Here is a 20,432-nt window from a genome sequence, read left to right on the forward strand (position 1 = left end):
GTGAATCGACATGGCGAATACATTGCGCATCAGCGGCCTTGCAAGCGGGATGGACATTGACAAAATCGTGAGCGATTTGATGAAAGCGGAGCGGATGCCGCTTGATAAATTGAAGCAGAAAAAGCAGCTGCTCGAGTGGCAGCGCGATGATTACCGGTCGATGAACACGCTGCTTCAGGGGCTTGATGACTACTTGTTTTCCAACATTACACTCCAAAGCAGCATGTTCAAAAAAAACGTCTCGAGTTCGAACGAATCGGTCGTCACAGCGACGGCGGGCTCGAGTGCGGCGAACGTGGCGGCGGCGATTCAAGTCAATCAAGTGGCCACATCGGCCGTCTGGCTGTCCGATGCTACGAAAAGGGTGGATAAAGCGAGTTTCTCGGTAGACGCCGATGTCACGCTGACGATCAACGTGACGAACGGGGATGGGAGCACGAAGCAGGCGACGATCACGGTAAAACAAGGAACGACGCTGGACGGGTTGATCGCCCAGCTCAACAACAATGCGGATCTTGGCGTCAGCGCGTTTTACGACGAGCAAACCGGGCGGGTTTCGATCATGAAAAAAGAGACGGGGGGGCGGGCGAGTCTAGTGCTCGCCGACCAGGCGACGGTGGACTTTTTTGCGCAATTAGGGTTTACGAATACTGCAGCGGGGCAAGAGCTCACGGGGAAAACGGCAGGGAAAGACGCCGACATCACCATCAACGGCTTGCGAACGACCCGCTCGTCGAACACATTTACGATCAACGGTGTGACGTATACGGTGAAAGGGACGGGCACGGCGACGGTGTCGGTGGAGACGGATGTGGACGCGATGTTTAACGCCATTAAAGGGTTTGTCGACAAATACAACGACACGATCGACAAAATCAACGCCAAGCTGAAAGAAGAGCGCTATCGCGACTATCCGCCGCTCACCGATGAGCAAAAAGAAGCGATGACGGAAAAGCAAATCGAGCTGTGGGAAGAAAAGGCGCGGAGCGGGATGCTTCGCGGCGATTCGATTTTGTCGAGCGCCTTAAGCCAAATGCGGATGAATGTGTACACGAAAGTCGAAGGAGCGAACATTCCAAGCGGGTTCTCGCAGCTCGCGCAAATCGGGATTACGACGTCGTCGAATTACCTTGACGGTGGGAAGTTGATCATTGACGAGACGAAGCTGCGGGAGAAAATCAAGGAAAACCCGGATGCCGTCTATCAGTTGTTTAACCAAGACGGGGCGACGGATGCGGAAAAAGGGATCGCCCGCCGCCTGCGCGATACGATCAAAGCGACGATCGGGAAGATTGAGCAAAAAGCGGGGAAGACGATTTGGACGAACCAGCAGTTTGCGATCGGGCGCGATTTAATCGAAATCAATGACCAAATTGACCGCTTCGAAGACCGTTTGAAACAAATTGAAGACCGCTACTATCGCCAATTCACGGCGATGGAAGAGGCGATTCAGCGCGCCAATCAGCAAAGCATGTACTTGATGAACGCCTTTGGCGGCGGCATGCAGGGGTAAGCGGTTTGAAGGCTGAGGCGCTGTCGCGGTGACAGTGGGGGAAGAAGCGACCACGCTCACGGATGGCAACAGATGAAGGGCGTTCGGCGCGGCCCGTTGTGCTGAATCAGATGATGGCTTGGCGATGGGGTGGACATCATAGAATCATAGAAAAGGAGTGACGGAAGATGGCGACAAACAATCCGTATCAACACTACCAAGCGAACGCCGTGCAGACGGCGTCGCCTGGGGAGTTGACATTGATGCTGTATAACGGCTGCTTGAAGTTTATCAAGCTCGCACGCCAGGCGATCGAGAAGGGGGACATTGCGGCGCGCAATGAGAATTTGATTAAGGCGCAAAACATCATTTTGGAACTGATGAAGACGTTGAAGATGGAGTATGAGGTTGCGAAGTCGATGATGACGATGTACGACTACATCTACCGCCGCCTGGTTGAAGCGAATGTGAAAAGCGATGCGGCGATTTTGGACGAGGTGGAAGGGTATGTCGTCGAGTTTCGCGATACGTGGAAGCAAGTGATTCAGCTGAACCGGCAGCGCCAATACGCGGAAGGCGGGCAGGCGTAATGGGCGTGGTGCATGATGTATGGCGGGTGACGAAGGAGCTGCTGGAGGCGACGGCGCTGCCGTGGCCGTCCGAGGAGCGGGAAGAGCGGCTTCGGACGGTTGATCGATTGCTTCGGGAGCGCGAGGAGCTGCTTCGGAAGCTGCGGCCGCCATACAGCGAGGAAGAACAAGAGCTTGGCCGTGAGATCATCGTTTGGAATCAAGAGATTGAGGCACGGCTGCTTCGGGTGTGCGAAGAAATTCGCCGCGACTTGCGGATGACAGGGGCGAAGCGGCAGGCGAACGTCCGCTACGTTCACCCGTATGAGCAGCCGCTTTCGTTTGATGGGATGTTTTACGACAAACGGCGATAAAGAAAAGGACAGCACGCGCTGTCCTTTTCGCTTCAGACGGCTTTCACGATCGTGATGTTCATCTCTTTCCGCAAGTCAATCTCATACGGGCTTTTCAGCTCCTCGCCTGCTGGGTTTTTGATGACGCGGACGATGGGGCGGAGCGGGAAGCCCGGAAACACTTGCGAGACGACGCCGACGTGCCCGGTGTTGAGCAAGACGGTCGTGGCGACCGGGTAGATGGCGATGTGAGAGAGAAACAGCTTGATCAGATCATAGTCTAAAATGCCGCCGGCGGCGGATAGGTATTCGGCTGCCTCGTGCGGCGAGTATTGTCTTCGGTGGTAGCGCGCCGATGTCAAGGCGTCAAAAACGTCGGCGATGGCGACGATGCGGGCGTATTCGTGAATTTCATCGCCCGATAAGGCGCGCGGGTAGCCGCTGCCGTCGCACCGCTCATGGTGTTGCAAGGCGCAGTGGGCGGAAAAGAGCGAAATGTTGCGCTGGCGCCGCAACAGCTCGAAGCCGAGATACGTATGGCGGCGGACGATTTCCTTTTCCTCTTCCGTCAAGAATCCTTTTTTCCGCCAGAGCCCATCAGGAAGCTGCGTCATGCCGATGTCAAACAACAGCGCGCCGATGCCAAGGTCGAGCAGCTGCTGGGGGCGGTAGCCTTTGGCGATGCCGATGACACCCGCAATGGTGGCGACGTTGACTGAATGGTGGAAAAAGTATCCATTGGAAATGACCAAATCCGACAAGTTGATGAGCAAATCTTCTTGTTTTAGCAAATAATCCAAAATGTCTTTGAACACTTTTTCGTACTCTTTTCCTAAATCGAGGGAGGACACACGGCTGAGCAGTTTTTTTTGCTCAATCAAGGCCGTCATCGTCTCGTACACTTTTTTCACTGCCTGCTGGCGCACGGTCGGGCTGATGAGCGGGCGCGGGCGGATGTCATATGTTTGTTTGTCGTCAATATAAATGTATTGAACCCCTTTTTGTGCTAAAGAACGGATGTAGCCGCTTGTCAGCCGCACGCCGCGCGACAAAAGGACGCTGCCGTTGGCGGCGAACAAGTCGACAGCGAGCACGTCACCGCTTTTCGCATGGGAAATATGGACCTTTCGCATCGTTCACACACTCCGTACCTTCCACATCATAAGAAAAAACACCTATGCCTATCTTACCATATTTTCCTATGTTTTTCACAAAATCTTCAAAAATATTTTTGATTGAAACATGGATTGGATGGGTAATAAAAAGTGTAGGGATTTACAGTTTTATAAGATAAGGAGTGGTCAGCGATGATGTATAACGTTCGCGGGGAAAACCTCGAAGTAACTCCAGCGTTGCGCGAGTACGTGGAGAAAAAAATCGGGAAACTGGAACGCTACTTTGATGGCACCGAAGACGTGCATGTGCACGTCAATTTAAAAGTATACAACGATGGACAAGGGAAAATCGAAGTGACCATTCCGATGCCGCATTTGTTGTTGCGCGCTGAAGAGCGCCATGAAGATATGTATGCGGCGATCGATTTAGTGACGGATAAACTGGAGCGGCAAATCCGCAAACATAAAACGAAAGTCAATCGGAAGCTGCGCGACCGCGAGAAAGAAGCAAAGCTGGCTGCCCCTGTCTCGATCGGCGCTTCCGCGGCGGAGAATGAAGAGGAGTTTGAAATCGTGCGCACGAAACATTTCAGCTTGAAGCCGATGGACAGCGAAGAAGCGATTTTGCAAATGAATTTGTTGGGGCACAACTTCTTCATTTTCACCAACGCGGAAACAAACCGGACGAACATCGTCTACCGCCGCAAAGACGGAAAATACGGATTGATCGAGGCGAATTGAACAGCCTCCCTATGCGCATCCCCTGCTTTTTTTGGCAGGGGATGTTATAATATGCATGAGAAAAAGCAAAATGGGGGAGAGCAATGGAGGAATTGTTGCGTCAAATTTTGTCCAAGTTGGACAACATGGAAAAAGGGTTTTTGGTGTTCCAAGAAGAAACTCGCCAACGGTTTGAGCAGATGGATGGCCGTTTGACAGAGATGAACGGACGCCTCGTCGGCCTCGAACGGGAAATGGGCGCGGTGAAAGAGCGGTTAGACCGTGTGGAAACGCGGTTGAAAGGTGTAGAGGCCCGATTGGACGGCGTAGAGGCCCGGTTGAATGGTGTAGAGACCCGGTTGGACGGCGTGGAAACGCGGTTGAATGGCGTAGAGACCCGGTTGGATGGTGTGGAAAACGAATTGAGGGAAGTGAAAGAGACGCTTCATCGGGTCGAAACGCAGCTTGTGGATGATGTGCAAATATTGCTTCGCAAAATTCATGAAAAAGTTGAGGAGAAAAGTTTTGAAATTTATGCGCTGAACCGGCGGCTTCACCATGCGGAAGCGGCGATTGAGCAGCTTCAGTCCAAGGCGTGATTCCCTCTTTTGGACATGCCCCTCTCTAAGCCTGTGCAACAGTTGTCACCTATCCCTGTAAATGATATGATGAATAAGTGAGTCCATGAAAAATAAGGAGCGTTTCCTATGCTTGGAGTCTTAAAAAAAGTATTTGACCCGAACAAGCGTCAGTTGGCAAGGCTCGAGAAAATTGCGGATCAAGTGGATGCGCTCGGTCCGGAGATGGCCCGACTGTCCGATGAACAGCTGCGGCAAAAAACCGAGGAATTCAAAGCCCGCTACCAACAAGGCGAATCGCTCGATGATTTGCTTGTTGAGGCGTTTGCCGTTGTGCGCGAAGGGGCGAAGCGCGTCCTTGGCTTGTACCCATATAAAGTGCAAATTATGGGCGGCGTCGTCTTGCATGAGGGCGACATCGCCGAGATGAAAACCGGGGAAGGGAAAACGTTGACGGCGACGATGCCCGTCTATTTGAACGCCTTGACGGGGCGCGGCGTGCATGTCGTGACGGTCAACGAATACTTGGCGACGCGCGATGCGACGGAAATGGGCAAACTGTATGAGTTTTTAGGCATGACCGTCGGCTTGAACTTAAGCGGCATGTCGCGCGAGGAGAAGCAGGCGGCGTACAACGCCGACATTACGTACGGGACGAACAACGAGTTTGGCTTTGACTATTTGCGCGACAACATGGTGCTCTATAAAGAGCACATTGTGCAGCGGCCGCTCTATTATGCGATCATCGACGAGGTCGACTCGATTTTGATCGATGAAGCGCGGACGCCGCTCATCATTTCCGGCACGGCGCAGAAGTCGACTAAGCTGTATGTGCAGGCGAATGCGTTTGTCCGCACGTTGCGCAAAGATGTCGATTACACATACGATGAAAAAACGAAAAGCGTCCAGCTGACGGAAGAAGGAATCAACAAAGCGGAGCGCGCGTTTGGCATCGACAACTTGTTCGATTTGAAACACGTCACGCTCAACCACCATATTCAGCTGGCGCTAAGGGCGCACGTGACGATGCAGCGCGATGTCGACTATGTCGTGCAAGACGGAAAAGTGATCATCGTCGACCCGTTCACCGGGCGCTTGATGCACGGCCGCCGCTACAGCGATGGGCTTCATCAAGCCATTGAGGCGAAAGAGGGGCTCGAGATTCAAAACGAGTCGATGACCTTAGCCACGATCACGTTCCAAAACTATTTCCGCATGTACGAAAAATTGGCGGGGATGACGGGGACGGCGAAGACGGAAGAGGAAGAGTTCCGCAACATTTACAACATGCGCGTCGTCGTCATTCCGACGAACCGCCCGGTCATCCGCGAAGACCGTCCGGATTTGATTTATCGGACGATGGAAGGGAAGTTCCGCGCCGTGGTTGAGGACATCGCCGCCCGCCATGCGAAAGGGCAGCCCGTGCTTGTCGGCACGGTGGCGATCGAAACGTCCGAGATGTTGTCGGAGATGCTGAAAAAACGCGGCATCCCGCACAACGTCTTAAACGCGAAAAACCATGCGAAAGAGGCGGAAATCATCGCCCAAGCAGGACAAAAAGGTGCGGTGACGATTGCGACGAACATGGCCGGGCGCGGGACGGACATTAAGCTTGGCGAAGGGGTAAAGGAGCTTGGCGGGCTTGCGGTCATCGGCACGGAGCGTCACGAAAGCCGGCGGATCGACAACCAGCTGCGCGGCCGTTCCGGGCGTCAAGGCGATCCTGGGGTGTCGCAGTTTTACTTGTCGCTTGAAGACGAATTGATGCGCCGTTTCGGCTCGGAAAGCTTAATGGCGATGATGGACCGCCTTGGAATGGACGACTCGCAGCCGATCCAAAGCAAAATGGTGACGAGAGCGGTCGAGTCGGCGCAAAAGCGGGTCGAAGGCAACAACTTCGACGCCCGCAAACAGCTGCTTCAATATGACGATGTCCTGCGCGAGCAGCGGGAAATCATTTACCGCCAGCGCTATGAAGTGCTCGATTCCGACAACCTGCGCGGCATCATTGAAAACATGATCCGCTCGGTCATTGAGCGCGCCGTTCATGCTCATACGCCGAAAGAGGACTTGCCGGAAGAGTGGAATTTGAAAGGGCTCGTCGATTATGTAAATGCCCATCTGTTGCCAGACGGCGATGTGACGGAGGGCGATTTGCGCGGCAAAGAGCCCGAAGAGATGATCGAGCTGATTTGGGAAAAAGTAAAAGTGCGCTATGATGAGAAGGAAGCGCAAATCCCGCCGGAACAAATGCGCGAGTTTGAACGCGTCGTCGTCTTGCGCGCCGTCGATATGAAATGGATGAACCATATCGACGCGATGGAGCAGCTCCGCCAAGGCATCCATTTGCGCGCCTACGGACAAGTTGACCCGCTGCGCGAATACCAAATGGAAGGCTATGCGATGTTTGAAAACATGATTGCCGCGATCGAAGAGGAAGTCGCGACGTATATCATGAAAGCGGAAATCCATCAAAACCTCGAACGCCAAGAAGTGGCGAAAGGCGAGGCCGTGCATCCGAAAGAAGACGGCGAAGAGCCGAAGCGAAAACCGGTCCGCAAGGCGGTGCGCGTCGGCCGCAACGAACCGTGCCCGTGCGGGAGCGGGAAGAAATATAAACATTGTTGCGGAAGAACGGTGTAACGGTTTATAAATAATAGGGGGGCGCTGCCTCCCTTTTGAATGGCAGATATGAACCATTGACATACTATATTCATGATGAGGTGAGGACAACATGATCGATTTGGTGGAAATTAAGCAAGAGCTTGAGAAAATGGCTAAGCGATTAGCGGAAATTAGGGGGTCTCTTTGACCTCGAAGCGAAGCAGGCGCGCATTCGCGAATTAGAGGAGCAAATGGCCGCGCCCAACTTTTGGGATGATCAAAAGGCGGCGCAGGCGGTTATTTCGGAAGCGAATGCGCTTAAAGATCTCGTCGAGGAATTTTCTTCACTGGAAGAACGGTTTGACAACTTGGAAGTGACGTACGAATTGCTCAAGGAGGAGCCGGATGACGAGCTCCAAGCTGAGCTGGTCGAGGAAGCGAAAAAGCTGACAAAAGACTTCAGCGAGTTTGAGTTGCAGCTGCTGCTCAATGAGCCGTACGATCAAAACAACGCTATTTTGGAGCTCCACCCGGGTGCGGGCGGCACGGAGTCGCAAGACTGGGCGTCGATGCTGTTGCGCATGTACACGCGCTGGGCGGAGAAAAAAGGGTTTAAAGTCGAGACGCTCGATTACCTCCCGGGCGAGGAAGCCGGGATTAAAAGCGTCACGCTGCTCATTAAAGGGCACAACGCCTACGGCTACTTAAAAGCGGAAAAAGGGGTGCATCGGCTGGTTCGCATCTCGCCGTTTGACGCCTCAGGCCGCCGCCATACGTCGTTCGTGTCGTGCGAGGTTGTGCCGGAGATGGATGATAACATTGAAATTGAGATCCGGCCGGAAGAGCTGAAAATCGACACGTACCGCTCAAGCGGCGCGGGCGGGCAGCACGTCAACACGACCGACTCGGCCGTGCGCATCACCCACTTGCCGACCGGGATTGTCGTCACGTGCCAATCGGAGCGGTCGCAAATCAAAAACCGCGAAAAAGCGATGAATATGTTGAAGGCGAAATTGTACCAAAAGAAACTCGAGGAGCAACAAGCCGAACTCGCTGAGCTGCGCGGCGAGCAAAAAGAAATCGGCTGGGGCAACCAAATTCGTTCGTACGTCTTCCATCCGTATTCGCTTGTCAAAGACCATCGGACGAACGTCGAGGTCGGCAATGTGCAAGCGGTGATGGATGGGGAAATTGATGTGTTCATCGACGCGTATTTGCGTGCGAAGTTGAAGTAAAGGGCGATCATCGGATCGTCCTTTTTTGTTTCAAAAATCATTTTTCTGATTTTGACGCATCTGCATCCCGGTGGTATGCTGAAGGTAACGAAAGGCAAAAGGAGGGCGATGGCTTTGGCTGTGCGCAAACAATTGCTTTACGAACTGATTGACCGGTTGGATGAAACGGATCATCAAACAGTGTACGATTTTTTGATGTACTTGCTTGATCGGTCCAGAAAGGAACGAATGGTATGGGAGCGGATTGACGAAACAGATGAAGAAGAAGCGTTGACGGAAGAAGAGCGCCAGCAGCTGCAAAGCGATGAAGGATATATCACCGGGGGAGAAGCCAAGCGTGAATTCGGGCTACAAGTTGATTTACCGTAAGGCTGCAGTCAAATTCATCGCTCGTCAAGACAAAGATGTTCAAGAACGATTCGCTTTCGGGCTGCAAGGTCTGCTTGCGATCCCGCCGCAGGGGGATATTAAAAAGTTGAAGGGGCAGGATGGATTATATCGGCTGCGGGTCGGAACATATCGTGTTTTGTTTCGCATCGATCATGAAGAACGAATCATCTATATTGAGGCGATCGGCAACCGCGGGGATGTGTATTGAGGCTTGTATTTTTTGGCTAGGGCGATCATCGGATCGTCCTTTTTTCCTTTAGCATAGCAGACCATTATCGCGTTAATCGGCTGTCATTTACTTGCCAAAACGGGCATGCTATACTCACAGAGGAAGGTGGGGAAGCATGCGGAAGCGAAGAGAGAAGACCATGCCTCCGGCGGTGGAGGCGGCTTTGGAGTATGCGTATGTTCTGATCGGCGCGGCGATCGTCGCTGTGGCGTTTAACGTGTTTTTGCTGCCGAACCGGATCGCTTCGGGCGGAGTTAGCGGCATCAGCACGATTATGCACTCGTTGTTTGGCATTGAGCCTGCCTACGTCCAATGGGCGCTCAACATTCCGCTCTTTATCGCTGGCGTTGTGCTTTTGGGCCGGCAGTTTGGCGTGAAAACGTTTGTCGGGACGGTGTTTTTGCCGCTTGTCGTCTATTTGACGAAAGAGATGGAGCCGGCGACGACGAATCCGCTTCTTGGCGCGATCTTTGGCGGCATCGGCGTGGGGCTTGGCCTCGGCGTCGTCTTCCGCGGACGGGCGTCGACCGGCGGCACCGATTTGGCCGCGCAAATCATCCATAAATATACCGGGCTGTCGCTTGGCATGTGCGTCATTTTGATCGATGGCTTGATCGTGTTGACCGCGGCGTTTGTGTTTGATATTGAACGGGCGCTCTATGCGTTGATCGCGTTGTATGTGACGAGCAAAACGATCGACCTCGTCCAAGTCGGGCTTGGGTATTCGAAAATCGCTCTTATTATTACGAATGAAGAAGAAAAAGTGCGCCGCGCCATTTTGCACGAAATCGACCGCGGAGTGACACGCTTGCCCGCGTATGGCGGTTACACGGAACATGAGCGGCCGGTGTTGATGTGCGTCGTCGCGCAATCGGAGTTCACGAAATTGAAACAATTGGTCCGAACCATTGATCCGACAGCGTTTGTCATCGTTGCGAACGCCGCTGAGGTGCTCGGCGAAGGATTTCAACGTACGTAAAGCGGAAGAAATCGGTTATAATAAAGGAGAATGAAATTTTTGTTTTCTGGGGGGAGTTCGCCATGAAATGGAAATTGGCTGCGATGTTCCTTGGCGTTTCGCTCGCGCTTGCCGCGTGCGGCGGTGGCGGGGACAATGCCGGGGAGAAAAACGGCGGCAGCAACGGCGGAGGGGATACAGCAGCGGCTGCCGAGCAAATTTTTAAACAAAACTGTGCGTCCTGTCATGGACAAGACCTGTCGGGCGGGGTCGGCCCGAACTTGCAAAAGGTTGGAAGCAAGTATTCCAAAGATGAAATTAAAAACATTATCGCCAACGGCCGCGGCGCGATGCCGGCAGGAATCATTAAAGGGGAAGACGCCGACAAAGTGGCGGAATGGCTGGCTGCGAAAAAATAATGGACGGATGTTTCTGACTCTTTGAAAGGAAAAGATCGCTTCATTCAAGGAAGGTGCACCGCCTTGTTCGCTTAAGAACGGGGCGGTGTTTTCTGTTTTTGCATCTTTTGTCCTAGTTTCTCCATTGTTCCCCATTTGAAATATAAATGTAAAATTCGACAATAGAAAATCGTGTTATAATAATCCTTGCGGAATTTTGCAAGATTCATTCGAAACAGCTCGAGAAATGGCAACAGGGAAGTCGAAAATAGGTGATGATGATGATTGAAATGCAAGATGTATACAAAACGTATCCAAACGGCGTTGTGGCGTTAAACGGCATCAACGTCCGCATCAAGCAAGGAGAATTCGTCTATGTCGTTGGACCCAGCGGAGCTGGGAAGTCGACGTTTATTAAGATGATGTACCGCGAGGAAAAGCCGACGAGCGGGACCATTATGGTCAACGGCGTCAACCTTGCCAAACTCAAAGACAGCAAAGTCCCTCTTTTGCGCCGCCATATCGGTGTTGTGTTCCAAGATTTCAAGTTGCTTCCGAAGCTCAACGTTTACGAAAACGTTGCCTTTGCCTTGGAAGTCATTGAAGAATCGCCGAAAGTGATCCGCAAAAAAGTGATGGAAGTACTCGACTTAGTCGGCCTCAAGCATAAAATCCGCTCTTATCCGAACGAACTGTCCGGGGGCGAACAGCAGCGCGTCTCCATCGCCCGCTCAATCGTCAACTCCCCGAAGATCGTGATTGCCGACGAACCAACAGGAAACTTGGACCCGGAAACCTCATGGGGCATTGTGGAGCTGTTTGAAAAAATCAACGACCGGGGAACGACGATTGTGATGGCGACCCACAACAAAGAGATCGTCAACGCGACCCGGCGGCGCGTCATCGCCATCGAAAACGGGAAAATCGTCCGCGACGAGGCGAAGGGGGAATACGGCTATGACGCTTCATACGTTTAAGCGCCACGTCCGGGAAAGCATCAAAAGCCTTGGCCGCAACGGTTGGATGACGTTTGCCTCCGCGAGCGCCGTCACGGTGACGCTGTTGCTTGTCGGCGTCTTTTTTGTCGTCATGTTCAACATCAACCATTTTGCCCAAAAAGTCGAAAACGATGTCGAAATTCGCGTCCATATCGAGCTGACGGCCGACAACCAGCAAAAAAACGCTTTGCGCCGGCAAATTGAAGCCATTCCAAACGTCAAGGAAGTGCGCTATTCATCGAAGGACGAAGAGCTGAAGCGGCTGATCAAAAGCATGGGGGATGAAGGCTCGTCGTTCCGCTTATTTGAACAGGACAACCCACTAAGCGATGTATACGTCGTGAAAGCGGCCCATCCGCAAGATACAGTGAAAATCGCCAAACAAATCGAAACATTGCCGTTCGTCCATAAAGTCAATTATGGCCAAGGGACGGTCGAGAAGCTGTTTGACGCACTGAAAGTGGCGCGCAACGTCGGGCTCGTGCTCATTCTCGGATTGTTGTTTACGGCAATGTTTCTCATCTCCAACACGATCAAAATTACGATTTTCGCCCGCCGTCGCGAAATCGAAATTATGCGGCTCGTGGGTGCGACGAACGGATTTATCCGCTGGCCGTTCTTTTTGGAAGGGTTATGGCTTGGAATGCTCGGCGCTCTCTTCCCGATCGCGGCGCTTTCGATCGTGTACTACAACGTGTATCAAGTGTATGAACAGCGGGTTTCCTTGCCGTTTTTTGAACTTCTTCCGTTTTCGCCGTTTATGTGGCAGTTGAGCGCACTGCTGCTGGCGATTGGCGCGGGCATCGGCATTTGGGGAAGCGTCATGTCCGTGCGCAAGTTTTTGAAAGTGTAAAAAAGAATCATACATAGGGAGAGGGGAAAGCGATGAAGAAGAAAAATATGATGGCGCTCGCCGTCGCCGCGGCGCTCGGCCTTGGCGTTCTGCCGCCGGCGGCGGATGCCGTCAGCACTCGTGATATCGAACAAAAGCGAGGGGAGATCGACGCGCTTCGTTCGAAGCGGTCAGAGGTGCAGGAACAAATCAGCGAGGCGCAAAAAAACATCGAAGCCCTTCAGTCGCAGCAAAAACAAGTCGCCAACGATATTGAAAAGCTGAACATTGCCATTGAGGAAACGAGCGGCAAAATCCGCAACGTCAGCGCAGATATTGACCAAACGGAGCAAGCCATTGACCAATTGAAACAAGAAATTGCCGAAATTCAAGAACGGATTGAAAAGCGGAATGAAATTTTGAAGGAGCGGCTTCGTTCCTTGCAGGAAAGCGGCGGAGCGATCAGCTACTTGCAAGTATTGCTTGGCGCGCAAAGCTTCAGCGACTTCATTGACCGGATGAGCGCCGTGACGACGATCATGGAAGCGGACCAACAAATCATCCGCGAGCAGGAAGCTGATAAAACGTTAAAAGAGAAAAAGGAAGCCGAATTGACGGAGAAGCGGAACAAGCTGCAAGCGGATTTGCAAGAATTGAAGCAGCTGCAATCGAAACTCGCGGGCCAGCTGGAGCAAAAAAATCGCCTGATGGCCGATTTGAAGCAAAGAGAGGAAGAAGAGCATGATCATAAGATGGCGCTCGAAGAGGAAAAAGAGCTGATCGCCAAGCAAGAAGCGGCGGTGAAAGAGCAGCTTGCCGAACTCGAACGGCAAAAACGGGCGGAAGAAGCAGCGAAACAACGGGCGCGTACGTACACTTGGTCTGACAGTGGTGAAGCATCGTCAGGGGAAACGCCATCCGGCGGCAGCACGCCGCCTGTATCGAGCGGAGCGTTTACCCGGCCGGCCAACGGGCCGATCACCTCGGGCTTTGGCTACCGGTTTGGCGGCACGGACTTCCATCCGGGAGTCGACATCGGCAAGCGGGCTGCTGTCGTTCCCGTTGTGGCGGCCGCAGATGGCATCGTGTTCCGGTCCTATTATTCTAGCAGCTATGGCAACGTCATTTTCATCAGTCATGTGATTAATGGGCAAACCTATACGACCGTGTACGCCCATTTGGAAGCGCGTCTTGTTGGCGAAGGGCAGCACGTCCGCAAAGGGCAAGTGATTGGCTACATGGGCAATACCGGTCATTCGACCGGTCCGCATCTTCATTTTGAACTGCACCGCGGCGGCTGGAACGAGGCGAAAACGAATGCGGTCAATCCGCTTGACTATATTCCTTTCTAATTTCGAACGGTAGGTGGCATTGCGCAACTTGTCTGTCTTTTGGCAGGACAAGTTGCGTATTTTTTTGATTGATTTGACATCATCGGCAGGCAAATTCTATGCCCATTCCGCTTTGATTCTGTTTCAATCCGTTTTTGGCGGTGATGGATGCGGGAGACCCTCTCCAACTCGTTGGGAATGAAAAAAGATTGTGGCCATCGGTTGCCTGTGATACGATAAATGGAAACATTTATTTATTTTTGGTTTACAAATGGTGGTGAAAGGGGGAAAGATCCGATTTACGGGATGAGGAGATAAAGGCGCAAGGACCGAAGCTCGGGGAAAACCAACCAACGCTCTGGGCTGATTTTGTACATGACGGCGCAAAGTGAGGGGGGATCCGATGAATATCGTCTGCATTCCGGGATGGGGAATGAAAGCGGGGATTTTTGCCCCGCTGCTCGATTCGTTATCACTAAGCGGAAACGTGACAGCCGTCGAATGGAAGGGAATTGAAACGATCCATTGCTTTCGAAAACGAGCGGAACAGGCGCTTCAGGAACGCGCAGCAGTCATCGGCTGGTCGCTCGGTTCGCTTGTGGCGCTAGAGTTGGCCCATGCTTATCCCGAGCGGGTCTCTCGTCTTATTTTGATCGGCGGCACGAGCCGTTTTATTGCCGATGACGGTTATGAAGCTGGATGGCATCCACGGATCGTCAAGCGGATGAAAACAAAGCTGCAAGTACGGCCGGCTGACACGATAGCTGCTTTCCTTGCTTCATTATGGTCCAAGAGCGAAAAGGGGGATATTTCTGAGTTCTTTTACCGCGATCGGGTTGAGGAACTGCTGATCGGGCTTGATTATTTGATTGAGGCCGATGCGCGCCCGTTTTTGGCGGACATCTCCGCTCCAATGCTGATCGTTCACGGTGAGCAAGATGCGATTTGTCCACCTGCTGCTGCGCGCTATATCGTTGAACGCGCTCCCAACGCCACCATGGCGTTGTTGCCCGATACAGGGCACGTTCCATTTTGGACCCAAACCGAGACATGTGTTCATCTTATTCAAACATGGGTTGGTGAGACCGATGATTGACAAGCAGCTCATGCGAAAGCGGTTTAGCGAGCGTGCGAAAACGTATGACCAGTTTGCTAATGTCCAAAAAACAATGGCCGATCTCTTGGCTGACTGCATTGGCATACGCCCCCACAACATTTTAGAAGTTGGCTGCGGCACAGGCTATCTCACTGAAAAACTGTGCCGTATGTTCCCGCACGCGCGCATGACCGCAGTCGACATTGCGCCAGGCATGATCACCGTTGCGCAGGAACGGGTTTGCGGCGAAGATGTGACATGGATATGCGCGGATATCGAGGATATGACATGGAATGAGCCGTATGATTTAATCATTTCCAATGCAACGTTTCAATGGCTGAATGACCCCGTCAACACGATCGCCCGCCTCTACCGAGCGTTAAGTGAGGGAGGGTGTCTTGTGTTTTCCACTTTCGGCGCCCGTACGTTCCACGAATTGCATACTTCCTTTTCGTTGGCGCTGAAAGCGGAGAACATCCATGAACCGTTTCGCATCGGCCCGGCTTTTCCAACCCTGGCGGAATGGATCGACCGCTGCCAGCAAGCTGCCCCTGCTGCCCACATTGATGGGTTTGAATGGATGGAAACGGAGCGATTTCCATCTGTCCGTGACTTTTTTCTATCGCTGCGCCATATCGGTGCCACAAATAGCATGGTTGGCCGCTATTGCCAACGTCCGTCTGTCTTCAAAGCCATGATGCGCGAATACGAACAGCGCTTTTTGGTGCACGGGGAGATCACGGCTACTTACCATTGCCTATTGATTCGCATGACCCGCTGTTAGACATTTGTTGATAAGGAGTGTTTTTTACCATGAAAACATATCGAATGACCGTCCAAGGCATGACATGCACCGGTTGTGAACAACATGTCGCCAGAGCGCTGAGCGCGGTTGGGGCTAAGCTGATGGATGTCAGCTTCCGGCGCGGTGAAGCAGTATTCGCGCTGCCCGAGGACGCCGACGTTGACATGGCGAGACAAGCGGTCAAAAACGCTCATTACGAGCCGGGGGATATCGAGGAGGTCGCCGCACCAGCCAGCCCTGCCACTGCTGGCGAAAGAGAGTATGACTACATCATCATTGGTTCCGGCGCGGCCGCGTTTTCTTCAGCGATTGAAGCCGTGAAATATGGAGCGAAAGTCGCCATGGTCGAACGCGGCACAGTCGGGGGGACATGCGTCAATATCGGCTGCGTACCATCCAAGACATTGCTTCGGGCCGGTGAAATCCAGGCGTTGGCACAGAATCATCCATTTCTTGGACTCCATACATCGGCCGGTCCGGTGGACTTGGCGCTGTTAGTGAAGCAAAAAAATGAACTGGTCGAGCAGCTTCGCCAAGCGAAATATGCAGACTTGATCAGAGAGTACGGGTTCGATTTCATCCGAGGGGAAGCACGATTTGTCGATGGTCAAACGATTGAAGTCAACGGCCAAACGCTGTCGGCGAAACGGTTTTTGATCGCGACAGGCGCTTCCCCGGCCGTGCCGGATATTCCGGGACTTCATGATGTCGACTACTTGACCAGCACGACCTTGCTTGAACTGGAAAAAGTGCCGAAGCGGCTCGCCGTCATCGGCGCCGGCTACATCGGGATGGAGTTGGGACAGCTGTTCCACCATCTCGGCTCGGAGGTGACGTTGATGCAGCGAAGCTCGCGCCTGCTGAAAGAGTATGACCCGGAAATTTCCGAAGCGATGACGCGGGCGCTCACAGAACAAGGCATCCGCGTCATCACCGGTGCTTCATTTGAACGGGTCGAACAAGATGGGAATACGAAAAAAGTGTATGTGAACGTGGACGGACGCACCCGGGTCATCGAAGCGGACGAATTGCTCGTGGCTGCCGGGAGAACGCCGAATACGGCGGCGTTGAACTTGCCGGCAGCCGGTGTGGAAGTCGGGGCGCGCGGGGAAATTTTGATCGACGAATACACACGGACGACGAACCCGTCGATTTATGCGGCAGGCGATGTCACGCTCGGCCCGCAGTTCGTCTATGTCGCGGCCTATCAGGGAGCCGTTGCCGCGGCCAATGCCGTCGGCGGGCTGAACAAGCGCTGGGATACGGCCGTCGTTCCGGCGGTGACGTTCACCCATCCGGCCATCGCCACTGTCGGTTTGACCGAACAGCGGGCGAAAGAAAACGGGTATGACGTGAAAACGTCCGTCCTGCCGCTTGAGGCGGTGCCGCGCGCCATCGTCAACCGGGAAACGACGGGGGTGTTTAAACTTGTCGCTGAGGCCCGTACGGGCAAGCTGCTGGGCGCCCACATCGTCGCTGACCATGCCGGCGAGGTCATTTACGCCGCAGCGTTGGCGATTCAATTCGGATTAACGATCGACGACCTTCGCCGAACGTTGGCCCCGTATTTAACGATGGCGGAAGGGCTGAAGCTGGCGGCGCTGACGTTTGACCAAGATGTCTCGAAACTGTCGTGCTGTGCGGGGTAAAGCCTTCGAACGGGGGCTGTCGTTTCGATGATTGACCTGTTGCTGAAAGGGACAGATGACCGATGAAAAGCATTCGACGATGGGGAAGGATCGAGGCCTGTTTGTTCCAGTCATTGACAGGTCTCTTCTTCTTTTTGTATAATTATCTCGAATTCGAGATTTTTAAAAAAACGACCATCTATTTAAGGAGTGAAGAAGGAATGATCCGCATCGACCGGGCGTCGTCCCGATATCATGCCGATTACGGCTGGCTGAAAACATACCATAGCTTCTCATTTGGCGAGTATTATGATCCGAACAACATCCAGTTTGGCCCGCTAAGGGTGTTAAACGACGATTTCGTTGCGCCGCTTGCTGGTTTTGGCGCTCACCCACACCGGGAGATGGAAATTGTGTCAATCGTGTTAAAGGGGTACTTGCAACATGAAGACAGCACGGGGCATAAAGCGGTGACGACGTTTGGCGGCGTGCAGCGGATGTCGGCCGGCACCGGCATCGTCCATTCGGAAGTGAATCCGTCGGCGACAGAAGAAGTGAATTTTTTGCAACTTTGGTTTTTGCCGGAGCAATACGGATTGCCGCCGTCATACGAGCGAACCGAGTTTCCGGTCGACAAGATGAAAAACGCCTTGTTGCCGATTGTCACGAAACACCCGTCTTCCCCGGGGATTGCTCACATTCATCAAGATTTGACGATTTATCTTTCCGATTTGGAAGCCGGGCATGAGCTGACGTTTACTCAGCCAGAAGGGCGGAACATCTTTGTCTTTGTCATTGAGGGAGATTTGACGTTAAACGGCGAGGCCCATCTCGAACGGCGCGATGCGGCCCGCATCACGGAAACGCCGGTTCTTGGCCTCGCAACGAACAAAGGATCGCGGTTGATGCTCATCGACTTGCCAAAAGAGGGGTGAAAGCGTTTCGTTTTTGTGCGGTTCATTGGTTTGGCTTCCATTCTAGGAGGCTGGTGATTTAATCGTGAATACGGCTTTACCATGTCATTTCTCAATTAGAAAAACCTTGTTGCATCGATCCTGCTTTTCGCCCATTCCCCCCATTGAGTAAGGGAATCAGCCGTTTTTCACCGCCCTCCTAGATCGTGCCAAGAAGACGAATCAAGAAGAGGCATCGTTCGCCGCCAAGGGCGAGGGGTGCCTCTTTTTTCCGTTCTGTATGAGTTGAGAAATCAACAAGGAGCGTGTAAACTAGTAAAGGATAGACAACGAATGAGCATACTCGGTACAAGCCTAACATATGATGGAGATAAAGGCATGGCACGGCGTGAGGCGGTGCTTTTCCTTTTCTCATTGGCGGAAGCCGCCGCCGTCTAGGCGGCAGAGGCGTCCGCTTGCTTCACCGAAGGAGAACGAGAAGAGACCCCCTTTCCCTTCTGTTGCAGGCAATGGAAAGGGCAGGTTTAGGGTGAGGAGGAAGCAACGTGAAAAAATCGACGACGGCCGCATTGATGGCCATATCGATGCTCATTGGGGCGGGAGGGACGTACGCTGGCCTTCAGTTGGCGGACCGCCCGATGGAAGGCTCGCTTTCGACGATTGTTTCGAATGAGCCGTCCAAGTCGACGAACGACAGCGAAGAGATGAAAAAAATCCGGCAAGCTTATGAGCTCATTAAGAATCGGTACGTGGAGAAAGTGGATGAAGAAAAACTGACGGAAGGCGCCATTCAAGGGATGATCAACACGCTCCATGACCCGTATTCCGTCTACATGGATGCGGAAACGACGGAGCAGTTCAACGAGTCGCTCGACTCATCGTTTGAGGGGATCGGCGCCGAAGTGAGCATGATCGACGGCAAGGTGACGATCGTGGCTCCGATCAAAAACTCGCCGGCGGAAAAAGCGGGGCTGAAGCCGAATGACCAAATTTTGCGCGTCAACGGAGAAAGCCTGGAAGGGCTTGATTTATATGAAGCGGTATTGAAAATCCGCGGCAAGAAAGGAACAACGGTGGAGCTTGACATTTTGCGCCCCGGCGTCAAAAACGTGATGAAAGTCAAGGTCGTCCGCGACGAAATTCCGATTCAGACGGTGTATGACTCGATCAAAACATACAACGGCAAAAAGGCGGGCTATTTGCAAATTACGTCGTTTTCGGAAAACACGGCCGCCGACTTTAAAAAGAAGTTGGCGAAGCTTGAGGCCGAACATATTGATGGCTTGATCATCGATGTGCGCGGCAATCCGGGCGGCTATTTGCAAAGCGTTGAGGAAATTTTGAAGCAGCTCATCCCGAAAGGCAAACCATATGTACAAATTGAAGAACGCGATGGCGATCGGCAAAAGTTTTATTCCGATTTAACGGCGAAAAAGCCATACCCGATCGTTGTGCTCATCGACAAAGGAAGCGCCTCGGCGTCGGAAATTTTGGCAGGTGCGATGAAGGAAGCGGGCGGCTACAAGCTGGTCGGCGAGACGACGTTTGGCAAGGGGACGGTGCAGCAGGCGATTCCGATGGGCGACGGCAGCAACATCAAATTGACGCTGTACAAATGGCTGACGCCGGACGGGCATTGGATCCATAAAAAAGGCATTAAGCCCGATGTCGCGGTGGTACAGCCGGATTACTTCCACGTCGCTCCGCTTCATGTGGAAAAACCGCTTCGGTATGACATGAACGACGAGCAAATCGCCAATGCGCAAAAAATGCTCAAAGGGCTTGGCTTCAACCCGGGCCGCACGGACGGCTACTTCAGCAAAGAAACCGAACAGGCCGTCCAAGCGTTCCAAAAAGCGAATCAGCTGCCGGTTACGGGACGAATCGATGAGGCGACGGCGGATGCGCTGCAAACGAAAATCATGGAAGCCGTCCGCGATCCGAACCATGATGTGCAGCTGAAAAAAGCGCTTGGCGTGTTGTTTCCGTCGTAAGCGAGCCGAGGGCGATTGATGCTATATATGGTAATCAGAAAGGGTGTCCCGATCCTTCTGGGACACCCTTTCTTTTTATCATCTCTATAGATGCAATTTAAAGCTTTACCATTTTTCGTTTTTACCAGTGATTGCATCCGACTGTCGAGTGACCGAACAACGCCGCTTCCAGACCCATGAATGGGTCTGTGAA

The 20,432-nt window shown here is 52.9% G+C and carries 20 protein-coding genes; 19 read left to right on the forward strand and 1 reads right to left on the reverse strand.

The window, feature by feature from the left end; all coding sequences use genetic code 11:
• Window positions 1–10 precede the first annotated feature (10 nt).
• The 3 genes from ACVBDQ_RS02555 (at window position 11) to ACVBDQ_RS02565 (ending at window position 2,435) form a co-directional block, all read left to right on the forward strand.
• Window positions 11–1,513 (forward strand): flagellar hook-associated protein 2, encoded by a 1,503-nt coding sequence (locus ACVBDQ_RS02555; RefSeq protein WP_110107567.1) that lies wholly within the window; start codon window positions 11–13, stop codon window positions 1,511–1,513.
• Window positions 1,514–1,680: 167 nt separating this feature from the next.
• Window positions 1,681–2,082, forward strand: a complete 402-nt coding sequence (gene fliS, locus ACVBDQ_RS02560) for a flagellar export chaperone FliS (RefSeq protein ID WP_014196759.1) — start codon at window positions 1,681–1,683, stop codon at window positions 2,080–2,082.
• Window positions 2,082–2,435 carry a flagellar protein FliT gene (locus ACVBDQ_RS02565; protein WP_014196758.1) on the forward strand — a complete coding sequence of 118 codons (354 nt, stop codon included), beginning with the start codon at window positions 2,082–2,084 and terminating at the stop codon, window positions 2,433–2,435. The genes fliS and ACVBDQ_RS02565 overlap by 1 nt, the downstream gene beginning before the upstream one ends.
• 32 nt (window positions 2,436–2,467) lie before the next feature.
• On the opposite strand, the gene ACVBDQ_RS02570 is transcribed toward ACVBDQ_RS02565, so the two are convergent.
• Window positions 2,468–3,547, reverse strand: a complete 1,080-nt coding sequence (locus ACVBDQ_RS02570; protein ID WP_023633668.1) for an HD-GYP domain-containing protein — start codon at window positions 3,545–3,547, stop codon at window positions 2,468–2,470.
• Window positions 3,548–3,721: 174 nt separating this feature from the next.
• Here ACVBDQ_RS02570 and hpf point away from each other — a divergent pair, with 174 nt between their 5' ends.
• The 16 genes from hpf to ACVBDQ_RS02650 all read left to right on the forward strand — a co-directional run bounded on the left by hpf (window position 3,722) and on the right by ACVBDQ_RS02650 (window position 20,239).
• On the forward strand, window positions 3,722–4,270 hold the full coding sequence (gene hpf, locus ACVBDQ_RS02575; protein WP_014196756.1) for a ribosome hibernation-promoting factor, HPF/YfiA family: 549 nt from the start codon (window positions 3,722–3,724) through the stop codon (window positions 4,268–4,270).
• An 83-nt stretch (window positions 4,271–4,353) separates the two neighbouring features.
• A complete protein-coding gene (locus tag ACVBDQ_RS02580) occupies window positions 4,354–4,848 on the forward strand; it encodes a hypothetical protein (RefSeq protein WP_446663031.1) in 495 nt (164 codons plus the stop codon).
• Window positions 4,849–4,956: 108 nt separating this feature from the next.
• Window positions 4,957–7,470, forward strand: a complete 2,514-nt coding sequence (secA, locus tag ACVBDQ_RS02585; protein ID WP_446663032.1) for a preprotein translocase subunit SecA — start codon at window positions 4,957–4,959, stop codon at window positions 7,468–7,470.
• 91 nt (window positions 7,471–7,561) lie between these two features.
• Window positions 7,562–8,666, forward strand: a protein-coding gene (gene prfB, locus ACVBDQ_RS02590; protein WP_145956593.1) for a peptide chain release factor 2 whose coding sequence is annotated in 2 segments (ribosomal slippage) — window positions 7,562–7,636 and window positions 7,638–8,666 — 1,104 coding nt in all. Because the reading frame shifts where the segments join, the coding sequence is not laid out codon by codon here.
• 108 nt (window positions 8,667–8,774) lie between these two features.
• Window positions 8,775–9,035, forward strand: a complete 261-nt coding sequence (locus ACVBDQ_RS02595) for a hypothetical protein (RefSeq protein WP_014196753.1) — start codon at window positions 8,775–8,777, stop codon at window positions 9,033–9,035.
• Complete coding sequence (locus ACVBDQ_RS02600; RefSeq protein WP_014196752.1) at window positions 9,004–9,264, forward strand: type II toxin-antitoxin system RelE family toxin; 261 nt, start codon at window positions 9,004–9,006, stop codon at window positions 9,262–9,264. Before ACVBDQ_RS02595 ends, ACVBDQ_RS02600 begins: the two co-directional genes overlap by 32 nt.
• 136 nt (window positions 9,265–9,400) lie before the next feature.
• Window positions 9,401–10,264, forward strand: a complete 864-nt coding sequence (locus ACVBDQ_RS02605) for a YitT family protein (RefSeq protein WP_014196751.1) — start codon at window positions 9,401–9,403, stop codon at window positions 10,262–10,264.
• Between the two features lie 62 nt (window positions 10,265–10,326).
• Entirely contained in the window at window positions 10,327–10,662 is a 336-nt protein-coding gene (cccB, locus tag ACVBDQ_RS02610; RefSeq protein ID WP_013146412.1) for a cytochrome c551, read from the forward strand.
• 260 nt (window positions 10,663–10,922) lie between these two features.
• On the forward strand, window positions 10,923–11,618 hold the full coding sequence (gene ftsE / locus ACVBDQ_RS02615) for a cell division ATP-binding protein FtsE (protein ID WP_011232571.1): 696 nt from the start codon (window positions 10,923–10,925) through the stop codon (window positions 11,616–11,618).
• Window positions 11,599–12,492, forward strand: coding sequence for a permease-like cell division protein FtsX (gene ftsX / locus ACVBDQ_RS02620; protein ID WP_446663033.1), 894 nt, complete (start codon window positions 11,599–11,601; stop codon window positions 12,490–12,492). The genes ftsE and ftsX overlap by 20 nt, the downstream gene beginning before the upstream one ends.
• 32 nt (window positions 12,493–12,524) lie before the next feature.
• On the forward strand, window positions 12,525–13,823 hold the full coding sequence (locus tag ACVBDQ_RS02625; RefSeq protein WP_446663034.1) for a murein hydrolase activator EnvC family protein: 1,299 nt from the start codon (window positions 12,525–12,527) through the stop codon (window positions 13,821–13,823).
• 382 nt (window positions 13,824–14,205) lie between these two features.
• Window positions 14,206–14,898: an alpha/beta fold hydrolase gene (locus ACVBDQ_RS02630; protein WP_446663035.1), complete on the forward strand. Its 693-nt coding sequence runs from the start codon at window positions 14,206–14,208 to the stop codon at window positions 14,896–14,898.
• A complete protein-coding gene (bioC, locus tag ACVBDQ_RS02635; protein WP_021321653.1) occupies window positions 14,891–15,682 on the forward strand; it encodes a malonyl-ACP O-methyltransferase BioC in 792 nt (263 codons plus the stop codon). Before ACVBDQ_RS02630 ends, bioC begins: the two co-directional genes overlap by 8 nt.
• 29 nt (window positions 15,683–15,711) lie before the next feature.
• Window positions 15,712–17,352, forward strand: coding sequence for a mercury(II) reductase (gene merA / locus ACVBDQ_RS02640; protein WP_014196743.1), 1,641 nt, complete (start codon window positions 15,712–15,714; stop codon window positions 17,350–17,352).
• Between the two features lie 200 nt (window positions 17,353–17,552).
• Window positions 17,553–18,266 carry a pirin family protein gene (locus ACVBDQ_RS02645; protein ID WP_021321652.1) on the forward strand — a complete coding sequence of 238 codons (714 nt, stop codon included), beginning with the start codon at window positions 17,553–17,555 and terminating at the stop codon, window positions 18,264–18,266.
• Between the two features lie 524 nt (window positions 18,267–18,790).
• Window positions 18,791–20,239: a S41 family peptidase gene (locus tag ACVBDQ_RS02650; protein WP_011232562.1), complete on the forward strand. Its 1,449-nt coding sequence runs from the start codon at window positions 18,791–18,793 to the stop codon at window positions 20,237–20,239.
• Window positions 20,240–20,432 lie beyond the last annotated feature (193 nt).

The sequence above is a fragment of the Geobacillus sp. CCR genome (assembly GCF_052906625.1).